We start from the raw sequence: 16,761 nt of genomic DNA, 5'->3' as shown, positions 1-16,761 counted from the left end.
AGATCGTGTCAAGGAGTAACTATGAACATAGATGATAAAAACGCAGAGGAAGAAAGAATATTTAATGAGCTAGCTGAGCGCCTCATTGCTGAAGAGGAAGATGGTTTAACTCACGAAGAACGAGAAAAAATAAAAAGAGAAAACCGTATTAACGCAATTAAAGAGTGGTGCGTTGAAAACCCAAATCGGGACCCTACAAGAGCAAAAGACAAAACCATAAAGCAAATGGCTTTAGACGAAGAAGATGTAGTGCGCATAGAAGAATTTGGAAAAAATAACCCAGAGAAAATGGCAGAAATAAGTATAAGGTCTGAAAACAAAATTAAGTACCGTAGGGATAGACAAACCTACAAAGAGCGACTGCCAAGAGACTACTTACATAAAGACAGTTATGAAACGCGATTTAAAAGAGCCGAAGCACTCAATGGCTGCGGGTTTAAAACCCGTACTTTTAAAAGTAAGCGTTTTACTGATGAATACGCAGCAGAGCTCAAGTCGCCTAATCGTGGCTCAACGCTTGAGGGTCACTGGGTTCGCACCGATGGGCAACAACTTGCTATTTCATGGTTTGGAGGGTGGTCGAACTTATTTACTATTCTTGGCTTTGGTTGTACGAGCCTCGCATTACTCGTATTTGGTTTCCATATTCTTGCTCTTATCATGGACGGGTTTGAATATTTCTGGGTGATGGCTTCAATCTATGTGGTGCTCTTTGGTTTAGGAGTGTTTACGTTAAAACACCGGGCTATTTTATCGCACCGAGATAAGTTTTACTTCAATCGCCATACCGGGCTTGTAAAAACCCCTCATACTTTATTCAGAAAACCATTTTATTTACCTTACGAAGATATTGTTTGCTATGGTGCAAATGAGCGTAATGTCGGCTCAGCCCGTGGTGGTTCACGTGTATTTGTGTCACTCATGGTGCCGTTAAAATACCCTAAACATTATCGCTTCACCAAGCCTACTTTTTATGTGGGAGGTTTTAATCGTGAATGGGATTCGCTGCAATATGCCACAGCCATAACCTTTATGGATACGTCAATCCCACTTGGCACGCACTTATATCAATCGATAGAGCATTACTTCAAAATCGATAAAGATATAACGGAAAAACACGCCTTTCCTGAGGAGCTAAAACCTTATTTAGACCCGGATGACTGCCAAGTAAACAGACATGAAGTTTGGTGATGTAAAAACAACGCTGAGCATAAATAGTAGCTTTACTTTATTAAAACCAACCTTAAACAATAGAGCTTTTATTGTTTAAGGTATTTTAAAAGGATTTTTATGAATCGCTTTGCATTTAAAAATTTATCACTCGCAATGCTTATGAGTTTTTTTGTCGAGTTTTTGTTGAGTTATAATTCATTAAACTCAAGACCCATTTTAAGTTTTAATAGTACTACATACGATAATAATATATGCAGCGCAGTAGCTGGAGCATGTTCGAGTTTAGTACCTTGGGATTCGTTTTTTTTATTACCACTGGTAATGTCTGTAGTATTTTTTTTAGTATTAAAAACGGCTGATAAATTTAACCTATGTGTTTATTTTGTTTCGTCTAATTTTTTTATAGTTATCAATGGTGATTACCCTTATTTTTTTTATTACTTGATTGAGGGTGGAGTGATTTTGTCATTGTTATATTTTTTAAATTTAAAAAAGACAAAAGATAAAAAAGAAAAGAGTCAAAGTGAACGTTTTTTTAATTGTCGAAACTATTTAAATACATTAGATAAAACAGGCATGTTTACTGGGATGGCTGCTGAAAAAGAACTTTTATCATTCTTTTTGGTCAGTTTTTTAATCTTATTTTCTTTAATTATTATGATTTTGTTTCCTTTCTTAAGTCTTTATATTAAAGGTGAAATAGATTTTAATACACTGAGTTTCATATCAGCTTCTTTTATTAAAAGCGCTTTTTTAAATTCAAATATAACGTGGTTTATTTTAATTACATTACTTTCCCTTTTGTCATTGCTATACCGTAAAACATATGGAATTGATTTAGCTAAAACTAACAATGAGATCTAATTTAGAGGCAAAAACTAAAAAACTGTCTTAATTTTTTATAATAATTAAGTAAATAACAAGAATAGGGATAAGCTAAAAAGGGAATTCATGGACTATACATTTTATACTGCATTTGCCGAAAAAATCTCGCCCAGATTGTATCAAAACCGCATTTTACCTTATTTTAAATCAGAGCAGTTTGATAAGGATAAAAGTTTCTGGTTTGATTGTTTTGGTATAAATGTAGTTAGACGATACTTTGTTAATGAAAGGGCTAGAGCTGAAAGCTTTGAAAAATCAAGCCTAGCAGATAAATCTAAATATCTAGTTGTTGGACGGCGTTTGAATGCGAGGAAAAGGCTAGATATATTTTTTTATACTCTCCCGTTTATTATTTCTTTTTTAATGTTATTTATAGTTGTATTTGGCAGTGATGAGTTTTTTGGAATGCCGACTTGGCTAGGCTTAATAATATTTATGTTTTGGAATGCTATCGTATGCAACTTTAGTTCATTTTATTATTATAGACTTAGTTCAAAAAATGAGGATTTGGTTTATTTAGATAGGTTGAATAATACAATCAACTTTACAGAACAGACAAACAATGAGCCTCCTTTTAAAGATGAGTTTGCTAATGCTGCATTCCCCGTAGGTGAATTTTCACTCAACGTACGTTTTTTAACAAAAACTCAAGGAGTCGGTAAAATAGCAAGCCTAGTACTTATTCATGAAAATATTGATCAATACAATGACGTACCTTGGGTACATATTCATGCGTTAAGTGAATATCATGGCACCGTTGATGATGTAATTAAGCAATGGGCAAGGTATCAGCGTTATTTAGATTTAACTTTACCATTACCCGACTCGCCAGATTTGGAACTCTATAGAAAAAACGATCAATCTACTAGAGAGTTTGATATAAAAAATAAACGACCAGAGCGGTTTTGGTGTGACTTTTCATACGATCAACAAAGAGATATTGAAAGAGAGCTGATTAATAACCGGTTTTATGATGAGCAGTATAAATTATCCCAAAAAATGCTTGATATATACGATCTAGTTTGTCCTTGGCTTCAATTTACCGCTAAACAGCGGAATAAAAGAATGGATGTATCTGCTTTAATAGGGAATATATTGGTTTCAATACGGCAGTTATTGATAGGGGTATAGCTATGTGGATATTAATTATAACTGTTTTTTTGTTTGTTATTATTATTTTAGTCAATATTGGAAATGAAAATACTTTTAGAGAAAATTTAAAAAAACCATGCTTAATAAAAGTAAATAATACAGAGCTTGATATCTGTATTAATCAAAATCTTGTTAGAGAAGGGTTGAATTTTTTAATTATTAATTTAATGGATATCACTGAAGATAAAGAAGTTAGCTTTATTCTTACAAAAAATGAGTCGTTGCGACATGGTGATTCATATAGAGTTTGCAAATATGTGAATATTGAACCAATTGCTGAACTTGAGTCTGAGGTTACCCATATATCAGTCCTTAAAATACCAATAGGTGATCTGTTACCATCTCAAGGTGGAACAAGAAAAATTAACTTTAACATCAACTTTTATCGAGGCTACCCTGGCGAAAGTAAATCGCTATTTCTAACCGATATTAATTCAAGTTATATATATAACTATCACCTTGAATATAACTTTCAACGGCCGGGTTATGCCGATACTGATCCGGAGTTACTGAAGAGTATTAATGAAGAAGTAGCAGAGTATTTAGTTCTCTGCAGAAAAAAAACACACCCATTTTAGTTTTGCATTTACCAGATCAAATGAAAGTAGCGCATTCGTAAAACATAAATTATCAGTCTTAAATGCAAATTTAGTAACACAGTTTTCTTGTTTAGTAAGAGGACCTAGGTTTATTGTTAATTCGGAAACTCTTTCAAAGTGGTGCGCGGATTAAATGTCAGATAGGGCATAGATAATAAAGGAAATAGAATATGCTTGAGCAATATGCTGACACAGCTTACAGAGGTAAGCAAAACCCAAAATTCAGGAATGGAATAGCGACTGATGAGCGTGACTCTATGTATTGCCGTTACCAAAGTAAGCAAGCGTTATTTCCTAGAGGTGATGTGTTTGGGCACTGCTTTGATAACTCTCAAAGATTAGAATATAAATTGAATATAAGTGGTGCAGCAAACCAGCATCGAAGTATTCTTAGTCAAAATGAGAGCCGATTGGAATTACCTTTGGCTTCTAACCCTGTAAGTCTCATAGACACTTTAACTTTCGCTTGGGGGATATTCCACATATCAATACTGTTTCTTTTGCTAGCTTTTCCTATTACTAGTTTTTTGCTTGGAGATATTGCTGAAGCATTTGATAGTTACACTGTGTTGTTATCTGTTTGGTGTTTTTCAAAAATTTCAAACTGGGTAATATGGCCATATTTTAGATCTAATTTTAAATTAGCAGTTATTTTCGAACGTAAAACAGGTGTAGTTAAAGTACCCAAAAGCGATGCAAAGAGCTTTGCTTATTTAAGCTTTGAAGAATTTAATGCTCATTACAAAGCTACACATAATCCCAAAAGTGGATTTCCACATAGAGGGCTTACGCTTCTTCATTATAAAGAAGATCAGCGTTATGATGTTGCTTACAACAATGAGATAGCTTGCAGTTTTCAACATTGGGAATTATTACAAAACTTTATGGATGTTACTCAGCCATTAGCAGACATCCCACAATTTGAATATTACCGAGAGTTTGATAAAACCACTGCTGAATTTGATAAAGCCAATGGTCGCCCTAAGTACTTTTGGTATCGCGTTGATAAGTCATTTTTAAAGAAAATGAATCAAGCTGATGATGAGCTTAGAAAAGAATTTAATGATGAAGAGCAGCTTGATAACTTATTGGCGGGAAAACCTATTAAAAAGCTAACACCGCCAGATATTTTTAAATTTCCATGGAAATACACAGATAACATTAAGCCCGAGAGTGAAATTAAGTTTGGGAAAACCTTGTGGCAAAAATTCACTTCATTTTTGATGGTTGATTTGTAAACTGTGGAAAACATATTAAAAACAGCTTTCTATTTTCCATGAAGAACCAGGATTTCAAATCGGTTAACTAACAGTAGTTCTTTAACAATCATAAATAAACTAGACATCCATCCTAAATTTGCGCTTTTTTAATTTAGTGACTAAATTTTAGCAAGTACAATAAATAGGCAGGTGGCTTGTGGCTATTGCAAGAAAGCGTCAAGTAAGTTTGGTTGATACGAAATATTATCATTGTACTTCACGGTGTGTTCGACGTGCCTTTCTGTGTGGTGAAGACCACTTTACAGGTAAGTCTTACGAACATCGACGAGGCTGGGTTGAAGATAAGCTACTTGAATTAGCGAAGGTATTTTGTATTGATGTGTGTGCTTATGCCGTAATGAGTAATCATACACATTTAGTACTGTATGTTGATGATAAAAAAGCCAATAGACTGAATGACAAAGCCATTGTTATTCGTTGGCATAAGCTTTGTAAAGGTACATTGATTACACAAAAATACATCCAGGGCGAAAAGCTAAGCAAAATAGAACTCATATTTTTTAATCAAACAGTACAGCAATACCGAGAAAGGCTATCCTGCATAAGTTGGTTTATGCGGTTGTTAAATGAAAGCATTGCTCGCAGAGCAAATAAAGAAGATAACTACACAGGTAGATTTTGGGAAGGACGTTTTACGTCACAAGCATTACTAGATGAAGCAGCCCTTGTTGCCTGCATGGCGTATGTAGATTTAAACCCCATCAGAGCAAAAATGGGAAATACACCAGAAGAATCTGACCATACCAGCGTTCAAAAGCGACTAACATACGCAAAAGAGGGTAAACAACCAAAAAAACTGCTCCGCTTTGCAGGCATGTCACGTCAAATCATGCCAAAAGGACTCCCGTTTGAGCTTAAATCGTACCTTGAACTTGTTGAATTAACAGGACGTTGTATACGAGAAGATAAGCGAGGGTATATTGAAAGTACACATTTGCCTTTACTAGAAAGAGTGAATATATCGCCAGAAAACTGGTTAAAACTCACAACCCAATTTACACGTGTATTTCATGGTGCAGTTGGGAGACCATCCTCACAAGCCGGTTACTGTGAAAATTTAAACAGAAAACGGCGAGCGAACATCAGTAACTGTGAAAAACTACTCGCATAAACTTAAACTGCTCAGTCAAACTATTTAGTAATAAATCACAACTGCATCATGCAGTTATTTTCGTGCATGTAATTTAGGTTTAACAGCGGTAATGTTTTATTTAATGAATTAAATAAAAGAAATAGATAAGGAAAGGTAAGTTTTTAACCTAAAAAGTAGATTTTATGGCACAGTTTAGCTTGCACAATTAGAGTGGCTGTCTAGTTTAATTTTTCGACCTAATAAATTTTGGAGCGACTTTTCACTTGCTCAACAAGCCGAAATTTGGCAAACGTTTAATAAAGAGGCTGCTCATTTTAATTGGCTCAGAGCGACACCTAACGAAGAAATAATTAAGCCTTGGCTGCATTTTAAAGGTGCGCCTGAGCGTATCGAAAAACTAACCTGGAAATACAAAGCAAAGCGTTTAGCGCTACAGCTGTTTATGGGAATACCTTAAGTGTTTATAAAAGCCGCTTTATAACTTAAAGGAAGTTTGAGCTTGAGCTATACATAGTTTGAGTTTGTTAAAGGAGTATATGCTTAATTATAAGTACTTAGGCGGCTCGCAGTCTAAAAAATAATCTTCAATTAATTCTACGAAGAATGTTAAACGGTTTGTGTATTTTAGTTAATTGACAATATGACATCTTATATTTATTACTTCTATTACTTCTATTACTTCTAATACTTTAAGGCCAGCTTACCTCGCTTATAGCAATGTATAAATATTTAGACTTTATTATTGTAGTTATTTTTAATATCGCCAGTAAATCAGCTAAATCTATATAGGCATAATCCTAAGAATAGCGATTTAAAATATGTTACAAGTTGGCTTTTGTTGTTAGGCTAAAAATACAAATACAAGAGGGATTTTTATGATCAAGACAAGAACAGCAGGCGTGACGTTAACACTTATTCTATTTTTATTAATACCAATGCAAGGATATGCAGATATGTTTGGCTTTTTTAACAAGCAAGACGTTACGTTGTCGTTGTCTATTAAAGGCAGATTATTAAGCAATGGTGAGCCTCAACAAGGCGTTACAGTGACAAGAGAGCTAATTTATGGCGATACTTATGTTGATGAAGCTATAAGTGACAGTAATGGTTACTTCTATTTTAATAATAAAAAAATACGCAGTTCAAAGCCTTCAAACATGTTTTTTAATAGCTCTTTAATGCAAAGTATTCATATAAAAAATAAAAATACTGATGATTCAGTTTTATGGGTTCTAAATACTCTTTTTACAGAGCATCAAGGCTTATTTGCTGATAACTTAAGTAATTTAGAGTGCGAGCTTACTGAAGAGCCAATAACATACGATATACCGATTAAAAACACAGGACATTTTTTTACCGTATATACTCGCTGTAAGTTATAAGTTTATGTAGTGAGATTTAATAAAGTCACCAATTTATTATTGATGACTTTATTAAATTAATTAACGTTTAAGTTGCGCTTCTTTTTGATTTAGCAGACGAATAATAGGGTTTTGCTCTAATATTTTACTTTTTAAAATATAACCAATAATTAATCCAGCTATAAAGCCACCAATATGCGCGCCATAATCAATGCCATCGGGGCCTGTTACTGCACCAAAAATGTTAAATCCTAACCAAATAGCGAAGAACCATACCGCAGAAAGTTTCTTCTGATAAATTATAAACATAAAAGTAAGGCTTGCGTGTCTGAACCACATTAAATACATGCCAAATAAACCGGCTATAGCGCCACTTGCACCTACGCCTGGAATTGTAGACATTGGGCTTACAATGTAGCTTGCAAACGATGCGAGTAGTCCACAGGCTAAATACCATAACAAAAAGCGTTTATGGCCTAAAACATCTTCTAGGTTATCGCCAACTATATATAAAAAGTACATATTGCCGACTAAATGCATTATAGAGCCATGTAAAAATACGCAAGTTAATACAGTCCATAGCTCATTACCTTTGCTTAAATCTGCAGGTGTCATGGCAAAGTTATCAATGACATAGCTGAATGAGCTCGGGTTTAAAAAATAAAGTGCAAAAATCAATGTATTTAAAACAATAAGACCGCGAGTTACCCAAGGAGTCTTTTGTGGCTTAATATTATATTCAATAGGCATTTGCGTTAAAAATTGAAACAAGTAGGTTTTCCAACTCACTTTTTGATTTAGCTCGCCTAAACTCACTTTTATTTCAGGGCTTTTTTCAACACTTTCAAGTTCGTCTTTATCAATCCAGGTGCCATCGCAGTGTCTACAAACATCAATTTCGGTATGAAAAGCTTCCAGTAAGTGAAAACGTTCTAAACTTTTTTTACAATCAGGGCAGTCAAGCTCAGAAACGCCTAATGGCTCACCAAAGTGAGTTTCAAATTTATCACCTTCTGGGCCGTCATTTATCTCGGAAATCATGTGATTCACTTCATTTTTTTCGAACCATAAGCCACCACATTCACGGCAAATATCTATTTCTTCACCCTGATAATTGGTTACTTCTAGTGGATGATCTTTACAATGTGGACAGCTTTTAGTTGGCATTTGTAAGTTCCTTTAACGAACCAACAGAAATATCATTCTGCTGTAATTCCATTTTTAATTGTTTAGCGCTATTTTTTAATGCAGGGAGTGTTTGAGTTTTAATTAAATTAGTAATCTCTTTTAATTCTTCAGCTGCTTGTCTAGCGGAAATCCTTTTATTAGCTACAGCGTCTATTAAAAATTTAGCTCTTGAGTAAAATCGACGTATTTGCGTTAGTAATTCACTTGGGGTTTCGAGTGTAGTTGGAGAGTACTGCATCGTTTGCCAAATGTACTTTTCGAGTGTTGGTTTAAAATACTCAATTTCTTTTATTGATGGGCTTTTTGCAAGTAAATTAGCATACTCTTCCATACTGTTTGCATTATCATTAACTTCGTCATAGAGCGATGTACGTAAATAGTAGTTATCTTCCATTTTGCTAAATGAATCAAACTTAAGCGCTTGCTCTAAGCCGCTTTGAGCCGCCAAATAAACACCAAAGACAGTAGAAATAACCATAAAAAATTGATTTAACCAAAAGCCAGTGCTTTTCAGTTCTTTATGATTAGCTGTTTTAAGGGCTTGCGAAAATTTTTGAGTAACTATAGGTGGTTTTTTATTGTTTTCTGGGATGTGACTAGTTGGTTCCAACAGCTCGTTCCTTGAATAATTGCTTCCTTTTTAGGCGTACAAGAATACTTAAAAATTAACCAGTTAGCAATGTAGCCACTCGTATTGAATATACTTTTAATGTATTTACCTATATCTACAAGTAGTCACTTAAGTATGGCTTAGCTTAAATACTTAATAAAGAGGGTATTTAAGCTAAAGCTATTTTAAACTGTCTAATTAAATCATCTAGCGAAGCAGTTAAACGCGAGTTCATGGCTCAATATGCATGACTCTATATTAATGAATAGAGAGTTTTTGTAGTGCCTGAGGCTATTTTGTTAGCAAAGTAACGTATTACCAATAAACGGACTAAAAAAACCTTCTTTAATAACTCAATAATGAGGCGTAGTTAGCCTTTATATTTAAGGCGTTGTTGGCCCAACTCCTAAGAGGGGTATTTATTTTTGTTATACAAAAGTGGAGAACTTTTTACACAGGCAAAGACTATGTATTTAAAAGCACAGCGCCGCTTTTATTTTCGCCTAAATGATCATCTTTATTGTAAATTGGGCAACTTTTAAGTGATAAGCAACCACATCCTATACAACCGTCTACTTTGTCGCGCAGGCGTTGCATATGAGCAATTCGCTCATCAAGTTGCGCTTGCCAATGTTTTGAAAGTGCTGACCAGTCTTGTTTTGTTGGTGTGCGGTTGTCGGGTAGGGTAGCTAAGGTGTTTTTAATCTCATCGAGCGTAATTCCCATCGCTTGAGCTGCTTTTATTACAGCTACACGGCGTAATACATCAGGTTTATAGCGTCGCTGATTACCATTATTTCGCCAGCTCTTAATTAAAAATCTCGTTTCGTAAAAGTGAAGAGTAGATACTTTTACACCACTTCTTTTTGCTACATAGCCAACGGTTAGGTTAGCTTCGGTTAACTTTTTTTGTCCTACTGACATTATTTTAATCCTTTAGTTGACCTCAATATAACTTGAGGTTTTAAGCTTTTACCACATTAAAAAAAGAGCTAACTAAATGCAATATAAAAATGATCGGAAAACCATTATTATTTATTCAAGCGCACGTAAAAACGGCAATACCACAGCCCATGTTAATAGCTTTGCCGAGCAAAATGATGTGCGTGTAATTTGTCTAGATGATTATAAAATTGCGTCATACTGCTATAACAAAAACTATAAAAATGATGACTTTTACGCGCTATTTGAAGCGGTTTTAAAGTACGACCATTGGGTGTTCGCGTCTCCTGTTTATTGGTATAACACTACGGTACAAATGAAGTCTTTTATAGATAGGATCACAGATTACATGGATGACGAAACCTTGGAGCCGAAGTTACGGGCTTTACGTAATAAAGATTTTTCGTTGTTATCAAACGCATCATCGCTTGAAGCGCCTGATATTTTTGTAGAGATGTTTAAACGAACATTTAGCTATTTAGGTATGCAGTTTATTAACCACCATCATAAAAACACTCAATCGGCAGCATGATAAGCTGCCCTTTCTTCTTTGCTTCTGTTAGTTTTATAAATAGGTTAACTTATTTAAAACACAGGATTGTTTATGAAATACCTATTATTGCTTTTACTTATAAGCCCATTTTCGCAAGCGGGTGAAAACCTTATTAAAGACTTTGGTTACTTTTATAGTGTACCGGAGCATGTTCAGATAAATGACTCTACGGTATTCAAAATAGCCTTTGATGTTGGTGATGGCGCTAAAAAAGGTGAGCAGAACAATTCAATGAACTCACTTGCACGTTTTATTAATATGCATGTAGCACACGGTGTAAAGCCAGATAACATTCAATTAGCGTTAGTGGTACATGGTAGTGCTAGCGTTGATGTATTGGCTAATAGTGAATATAAAGAACGTTTTAAAGCAGATAACAAAAATCAAAGTTTAATAAAGCAATTGTTGGCCAATAACACCGTGGTTTATGTATGTGGGCAATCGGCTACGCATCATAAAGTAGCACCAGAACAACTAATTGAAGGTGTGCAAATGTCACTTTCGGCGATGACAGCACATGCCCAGCTGCAACAGCAGGGTTATACACTCAATCCATTTTAATAATTAACATGACAAAAAATATTCTCTGCTTTGGGGATTCAAATACATGGGGCTTAAACCCTGTAACGGGAAAACGCTTTGATGAAAATACCCGTTGGACATCGTTATTAAATAAACACTTAGGGTGGGGCTTTAACATAATAGAGGCAGGGCAACCTAATCGCACGTTAGTGCATAATCCCCCGTTTGACGGTGTGATTAATGGTGTTAGCTATTTAAAACCTTATTTGGATAAGCATGATCTCGACTTTATTATTATAGCTCTTGGTACAAACGATCTTAAAAAACGTTTTAATTTAACACCTACTTTAATAGCAGATGGCTTGAATGATTTAATTAACTCAATACACTTTTATTATCAGCAAGGTAGTACTTTAAAACCCCCTAAAATTATTATTGCTAGCCCACCTAAAATAAGAATTACCGAGCAGTATTCACGTATTTATGAAGAGGCTGATACAAAAGCAACAAAGCTCTCTAGTGCATTTAAAAGCGTTACAGCTAATAATAAGTGCGCTTTTATTGATTTTAACTCGTTCATTAACATAACAGGTGGTGATGGGATTCATTTTGATGATATCCAACATTTGGCAATAGGCTTTAAAATAGCGCAATTGGTTCAAAACTCACTCAATAATTGTTAAATCTATCTGTGTGAATTTAATGCGACTTATGCAATCATCTAATAAAGTAGTGATATAAATTAACAACTTCGAGATGCTATGAAAAAGTACCAACAAAAATCTATTATAGCCGTTCTAACCGGAGTGTTAGTTTTTATAACTGGCTGTATTATTTTACTCAATTTTGCAGCGCAGCAATTAACAGCACAAACAAAGTCAGATGCTGAGTATATTCTCACTCATGTAGAAGGTGCAATTGCAGAGAGGCGTCGAATACTTACCCCATTAAATAAGCTTGCGTTTAAACAGTGTGACAACACAACTCTTCTTGAGATGCGCCGCGCTTTATTTGACGCAAAATATGTAATTGATATAGGTTTTTTTAAAGATAATCAGCTAGTTTGTACTACGGGTGCAGGCTTATTAAGTAAACCAATTAACGACAAACAGCCTGACTTTATTCGAGATGATGAACAGGTGAGGGTTCGTTTTGAGCCAGAGCTTTATCTATTATTATTTAGTGAGCGCCCTATGGAAGTAATTATAGTCAGACAAGGGGACTATAATTTAATTATGCAGAGTACTCCCTTTACCAACATTGGCATTACTGTGCCAGATTGGGAAGTTGTTTATAAAACACCAAATACATTGCATCATTTAGCAGGTAAAGAGGATCTCTACCTTCAAGTAAAAAACAATGTTTTCTTTCCTTACGAAACTAATTTAGTTTGCAGTTCTACAAATAGTCAATATTGTGTGGTAGTGCACTTACCTTGGAGTCTGTTTTTTTCTAATAACCACTTATTACTAATAATTTCGTTAATTTTAACCTGTTTAGCGGGAATATCGAGTGCGTTAATAGTTGATGCAAGAATTGCTGCACGTCGCTCTATTAATCAGCGTATTCGTAAAGGACTCAAAAAGGGATCATTTTATTGGACTTACCAGCCTATTATTTGTTTGCAAAGTGGCAAGCTGATTGGTTGCGAGGTACTTGCACGTTTTGAAGATAAGTACGGTGTTCTATTTCCAGATGAGTTTATTCCGGTTATTAGAAAAAACAATTTAACCTGGACTTTTACTGAGGCCATGATTGCCACCACAATCAAAGAGCTAACCTCTATAGAGGTATTGCCTGAAGGCTTTAAAGTGTCGCTTAATATATTTCCGTGTGATGTAGAGCTGGGTAACGTGTCGTTGCTGCCACAAATTACAGAGCTTACCAATTCACGCTTTATTATTTGTTTAGAGATAACTGAAGACGAATACCTTGATACAAGCATCGCGCATGCTCATTTTAGAACCTTGGTTGAATCGGGATTTAACTTATCATTAGATGACTTTGGTACGGGTTATTCGAATTTAAGAAACTTACAAAATTTGAGCTTTCATCAACTTAAAATTGATCGTACGTTTGTTCAAGATATAACAACTGAGGGCTTAAAAGCCTCTATGATCCCGAATATTATGGAACTTGTGCATAAGTTTAATTATACCTGTGTAGCAGAAGGAATTGAAACCACTGAGCAAGAAGCCATTTTAAAAACAGCGGGTGTGCATTACGGACAAGGCTGGAAGTACGGTAAGCCCATGACTGCGTCTAAATTTAAAAATTATATAACTAGTCAGCATTTTTAGATCTCAGCTGCCATACTAAACGTATCGGTATGAAATTTATAAATATTAGGTTTATTATGATCAAATTAACATTAAGTGCTTTTGCACTTTTACTACTTAGCGCATGTACAACACAGTACCCAAACCAGCAATTAACAGGTAAGCAGTTCCCAAGCATTAGTGGCGAAAGCTTAGAGCAAAGTTTGGTGACTATACCTAGTGATTTTAAAGCAGATAAAACACTACTGCTCATTGGGTACAAGCAAGACAGCCAGTTTGATATAGACCGTTGGTTAATTGGTTTAGATATGGCAGGTGTTACGCTTCCTACCTACGAACTACCAACCATTGCCGGCATGGCACCACGTATGTTTAGCACATTTATAGACAGCGGTATGCGCAAAGGCATCCCTAAAGAATTATGGGGTGGGGTAATCACTATTTATAAAGATGGCGAGACAGTTCAAAAGTTTACTGGTAATCAAAGCCCAAATAACTCTCGTGTGGTACTTATAAATAGCAGCGGCGAAATTTTATATTTTTATGATCGAGGTTTTTCGGTTGATGCGCTGAATAAATTAAAAGCGAATATTGAGTAGCCTTTAAATTCATTTGTTTAGGTTAATTAAAGTGAAAGGGAGCGAATGCTCCCTTTATATTGTATTTTATTTAAAACGCGTAACTTACACTAAAGCGCGTTGTACGAGGCATAATGTAACGACCATTTGGTGCATCAGCATTACGTGGATCACCTTCTGTAATGCCTTGCTCATCCGTTAAGTTATCTATTGCTACTTGAAGCTTGATGCCCTCCATTGGTTCTAATATTAAACCTAAATCAACTTTTTCGTAGCCGTCGAGTGTTACAGTGTTTTCGTTATTGCCAAAGCGATCATCAACCGCTGAAAGCGTACCGTATAAAGTTGCATACATACCTTGTAGCTCAAAATCGTAACTTGGCGTTATACGTACTTGCCATTTTGGTTGGCGCTGCGACTGGTTACCATCGTTTGTTGGGCTCTCTGTAATTTCAGCATCTTGTAATGTCGTATTTAAATTAACAGAAAAACCAGAATCATGATTAAAGTTGTAATCAAGCTCTATACCGTATGCTTCGTTTGTTAAAATTTCTGCTGGTACGCCAGGTCGTCTTACAAATGTGTCGCCTTTAACTTCATTTACAAATACGGTTGCATAAAAGTCGGTTGATTCAGTAATTAACTTATAGCCAAGCTCGCCTTGAGTTATTTCTTTAATAAGCTTTTCGCCGCCTTCGTAAGCATCAAAGTTATCTCTAAAGTCATCAAAGTAAGGCATTTTATAACCACGGTTAACACGGGCAAACACACCCATATCATCATTAATTGAATAGTTTAACCCTGTAGTCCACGATGTTTTACTTTCATCATAGCTAACGGTTTTAGTAATAATACCGTCAAGGCCCTCATCTACACTGTATTCTACTTCGTGGTTTTCTTGACGTACGCCAACATCAAGTGTAAACGCATCAGCAAATTTGTATTCACCGGTGACATAAAACGCGTTAGTGCGCGCATCACCTGTTGAGCTTATGTCGTAGTTAAAATCACAACCATCGGTGTTTTGATTACATTCAATCCCAGCCAATGCTTCGCCACCTGATTCAAGTACATGGTATGCAGTGTTACCTAAGCTCCACCAATCTTTTGCTGAAGTACTTGCAGTGTAATATCCAAAGGTTGTTGATAGGTCGCCAAATTTTTTCGAAAAAGCTAAATCATTAGTAAATGAGCTGATTTCTTTAAGTACTACCCATCGACCAAGTTGTTGGACTGGGGTATCGCTTGCGTATTCAGTGTTTGTAACTGCTCCAAATGCAGTTTGGCCGTTATCAGCAACTGCTCCAACCGTTGTTGCTGAGCCACTAGGTACTAAACCGTAGGTATTTGCATCGCCTTTGGTAATGTTAAAGCGATCTGAAAAATGCCAACCACCTTTTAGCTCTAGCTTAATACTACCGCCCGAAACATGGCCGTCCCACCCTCTGCCATCACCTAGGTCAATATCAAGTGCTTGTGCATCGGGGCCTGTAAATATTGTTGCTTGACGATTTAGCGTACCAAGTTGCGTATATTCTGCGTCAATACCATCAACATTAAGGGGTGTTGGTAAGTACCATGCACCGTGATCGTCTGTTTGGCGGGTATAAAAGTTAAGCTCACCGTTATCTAAATCTTTAGTAATGTTGATTGTAAATTGGCTCCCCTTTTCAGAAGTAAAGCCCGCATCACGAATACCCGGTGAGCTTTTTACGTAACCGCCAACCATAAAGTATAAATCGTCAGTAATTTCACCACTCATCACAGCATCAACTCGCTGTAAGTCGTAATCAGAAGTTGTGTATTTAAATAAGCCTTCTGTTTCTTCGCCACCACGTTTTAATCTAAAATTGGTTGTTAATCCTGGTTGTCCGTTAGATAAAACAGGATTAGGTCCACCACGCAGGGCTTCTACTGTCTCAATGGTTTCATCAACACGAAACATTGATGAGTTCTCTAAAAACGATAAGGTTGATGCTGGGTAAATTGGTGAACCTTCAATACTTAGCGTTAAAAATGGGGCATCCCCACCGCCAGGAAAACCACGAACAAATACATTCGCACCTGACTCACCACCTGAGCTTTCTACCCAAACTCCAGGTATTGCTTTAAATAAGTCAGCGGTGCTTTTTGGAGACAATTTAATAATTTGTTCACTATCGATATTAGTTACCGCATAGCTAGCATCTATTTTTCTTATTCCAACACCTGTGGGTGTTCCTGATACTACAATACGCTCAACTTTTTGTTTTTCTTGTGCTTGCTCTGCAGCAAATGCGCATTGAGTGCTAAGCGCTAAAGTAATGGCACACGCTAGTGTACTTTTTGCTTTACTGATTTTCATGTGTGTGATCCCGTTTTTAGTGTATTAAACAGTGTATTACTGCAGTCTTTTTACTAAAAATCATTGTAAATAGGCTGTGTATATTGAAACCTTAGAGATAAATGCAAACGTTTGCAATATTTATTTGTAAATTATTTATGAATTTATATAGTTTATTTATTGAGCTTATTTATATGTTAAACACTTTTTGGGTCGTTGTTCG

16 protein-coding genes are annotated in these 16,761 nt (G+C 35.6%); 12 read left to right on the top strand and 4 right to left on the bottom strand.

Annotated features, from left to right (window positions below):
* Nucleotides 1–21: 21 nt before the first annotated feature.
* The 7 genes from L659_RS0122335 to L659_RS0122305 all read left to right on the top strand — a co-directional run bounded on the left by L659_RS0122335 (nucleotide 22) and on the right by L659_RS0122305 (nucleotide 7,564).
* Nucleotides 22–1,191 carry a hypothetical protein gene (locus tag L659_RS0122335; RefSeq protein WP_024592009.1) on the top strand — a complete coding sequence of 390 codons (1,170 nt, stop codon included), beginning with the start codon at nucleotides 22–24 and terminating at the stop codon, nucleotides 1,189–1,191.
* Nucleotides 1,192–1,290: 99 nt separating this feature from the next.
* Entirely contained in the window at nucleotides 1,291–2,037 is a 747-nt protein-coding gene (locus L659_RS0122330) for a hypothetical protein (RefSeq protein WP_024592008.1), read from the top strand.
* 87 nt (nucleotides 2,038–2,124) lie between these two features.
* On the top strand, nucleotides 2,125–3,189 hold the full coding sequence (locus L659_RS0122325) for a hypothetical protein (RefSeq protein ID WP_024592007.1): 1,065 nt from the start codon (nucleotides 2,125–2,127) through the stop codon (nucleotides 3,187–3,189).
* Nucleotides 3,190–3,191: 2 nt separating this feature from the next.
* Nucleotides 3,192–3,788, top strand: coding sequence for a hypothetical protein (locus L659_RS0122320; protein WP_024592006.1), 597 nt, complete (start codon nucleotides 3,192–3,194; stop codon nucleotides 3,786–3,788).
* A gap of 191 nt (nucleotides 3,789–3,979) precedes the next feature.
* A complete protein-coding gene (locus L659_RS1000000123290; protein ID WP_024592005.1) occupies nucleotides 3,980–5,047 on the top strand; it encodes a hypothetical protein in 1,068 nt (355 codons plus the stop codon).
* Between the two features lie 178 nt (nucleotides 5,048–5,225).
* Nucleotides 5,226–6,200: a transposase gene (locus L659_RS0122310; protein WP_024592004.1), complete on the top strand. Its 975-nt coding sequence runs from the start codon at nucleotides 5,226–5,228 to the stop codon at nucleotides 6,198–6,200.
* An 857-nt stretch (nucleotides 6,201–7,057) separates the two neighbouring features.
* On the top strand, nucleotides 7,058–7,564 hold the full coding sequence (locus L659_RS0122305; protein WP_024592003.1) for a DUF6795 domain-containing protein: 507 nt from the start codon (nucleotides 7,058–7,060) through the stop codon (nucleotides 7,562–7,564).
* Between the two features lie 60 nt (nucleotides 7,565–7,624).
* Here the strand turns inward: L659_RS0122305 and L659_RS0122300 are convergent, their stop codons facing one another.
* From L659_RS0122300 to soxR, 3 genes are all read right to left on the bottom strand, one after another.
* The gene (locus tag L659_RS0122300; RefSeq protein ID WP_024592002.1) at nucleotides 7,625–8,710 is read right to left on the bottom strand and encodes a rhomboid family intramembrane serine protease; all 1,086 of its coding nucleotides are present in this window, start codon (nucleotides 8,708–8,710) and stop codon (nucleotides 7,625–7,627) included.
* Nucleotides 8,700–9,341: a hypothetical protein gene (locus L659_RS0122295; protein ID WP_024592001.1), complete on the bottom strand. Its 642-nt coding sequence runs from the start codon at nucleotides 9,339–9,341 to the stop codon at nucleotides 8,700–8,702. Before L659_RS0122295 ends, L659_RS0122300 begins: the two co-directional genes overlap by 11 nt.
* A gap of 465 nt (nucleotides 9,342–9,806) precedes the next feature.
* Nucleotides 9,807–10,265, bottom strand: a complete 459-nt coding sequence (soxR, locus tag L659_RS0122290) for a redox-sensitive transcriptional activator SoxR (RefSeq protein WP_024592000.1) — start codon at nucleotides 10,263–10,265, stop codon at nucleotides 9,807–9,809.
* 76 nt (nucleotides 10,266–10,341) lie between these two features.
* Here soxR and L659_RS0122285 point away from each other — a divergent pair, with 76 nt between their 5' ends.
* From L659_RS0122285 to L659_RS0122265, 5 genes are all read left to right on the top strand, one after another.
* Nucleotides 10,342–10,815, top strand: coding sequence for a flavodoxin family protein (locus L659_RS0122285; protein WP_024591999.1), 474 nt, complete (start codon nucleotides 10,342–10,344; stop codon nucleotides 10,813–10,815).
* 72 nt (nucleotides 10,816–10,887) lie between these two features.
* Nucleotides 10,888–11,397, top strand: coding sequence for a DsrE family protein (locus L659_RS0122280; RefSeq protein WP_024591998.1), 510 nt, complete (start codon nucleotides 10,888–10,890; stop codon nucleotides 11,395–11,397).
* 8 nt (nucleotides 11,398–11,405) lie between these two features.
* On the top strand, nucleotides 11,406–12,041 hold the full coding sequence (locus L659_RS0122275) for an SGNH/GDSL hydrolase family protein (RefSeq protein WP_024591997.1): 636 nt from the start codon (nucleotides 11,406–11,408) through the stop codon (nucleotides 12,039–12,041).
* Between the two features lie 78 nt (nucleotides 12,042–12,119).
* Nucleotides 12,120–13,658 carry an EAL domain-containing protein gene (locus tag L659_RS0122270; protein WP_024591996.1) on the top strand — a complete coding sequence of 513 codons (1,539 nt, stop codon included), beginning with the start codon at nucleotides 12,120–12,122 and terminating at the stop codon, nucleotides 13,656–13,658.
* A 56-nt stretch (nucleotides 13,659–13,714) separates the two neighbouring features.
* On the top strand, nucleotides 13,715–14,236 hold the full coding sequence (locus L659_RS0122265) for a hypothetical protein (RefSeq protein WP_024591995.1): 522 nt from the start codon (nucleotides 13,715–13,717) through the stop codon (nucleotides 14,234–14,236).
* 70 nt (nucleotides 14,237–14,306) lie between these two features.
* Here L659_RS0122265 and L659_RS0122260 read toward each other — a convergent pair whose 3' ends face one another.
* Complete coding sequence (locus L659_RS0122260; RefSeq protein WP_024591994.1) at nucleotides 14,307–16,559, bottom strand: TonB-dependent receptor; 2,253 nt, start codon at nucleotides 16,557–16,559, stop codon at nucleotides 14,307–14,309.
* Between the last annotated feature and the right edge of the window lie 202 nt (nucleotides 16,560–16,761).

The sequence above is a fragment of the Pseudoalteromonas sp. S8-8 genome (assembly GCF_000497875.1).
GTDB lineage: Bacteria > Pseudomonadota > Gammaproteobacteria > Enterobacterales > Alteromonadaceae > Pseudoalteromonas > Pseudoalteromonas arctica.
The sequence above is the reverse complement of the archived record's forward strand: the minus strand, read 5'-3'. Positions and strand labels throughout refer to the sequence as shown.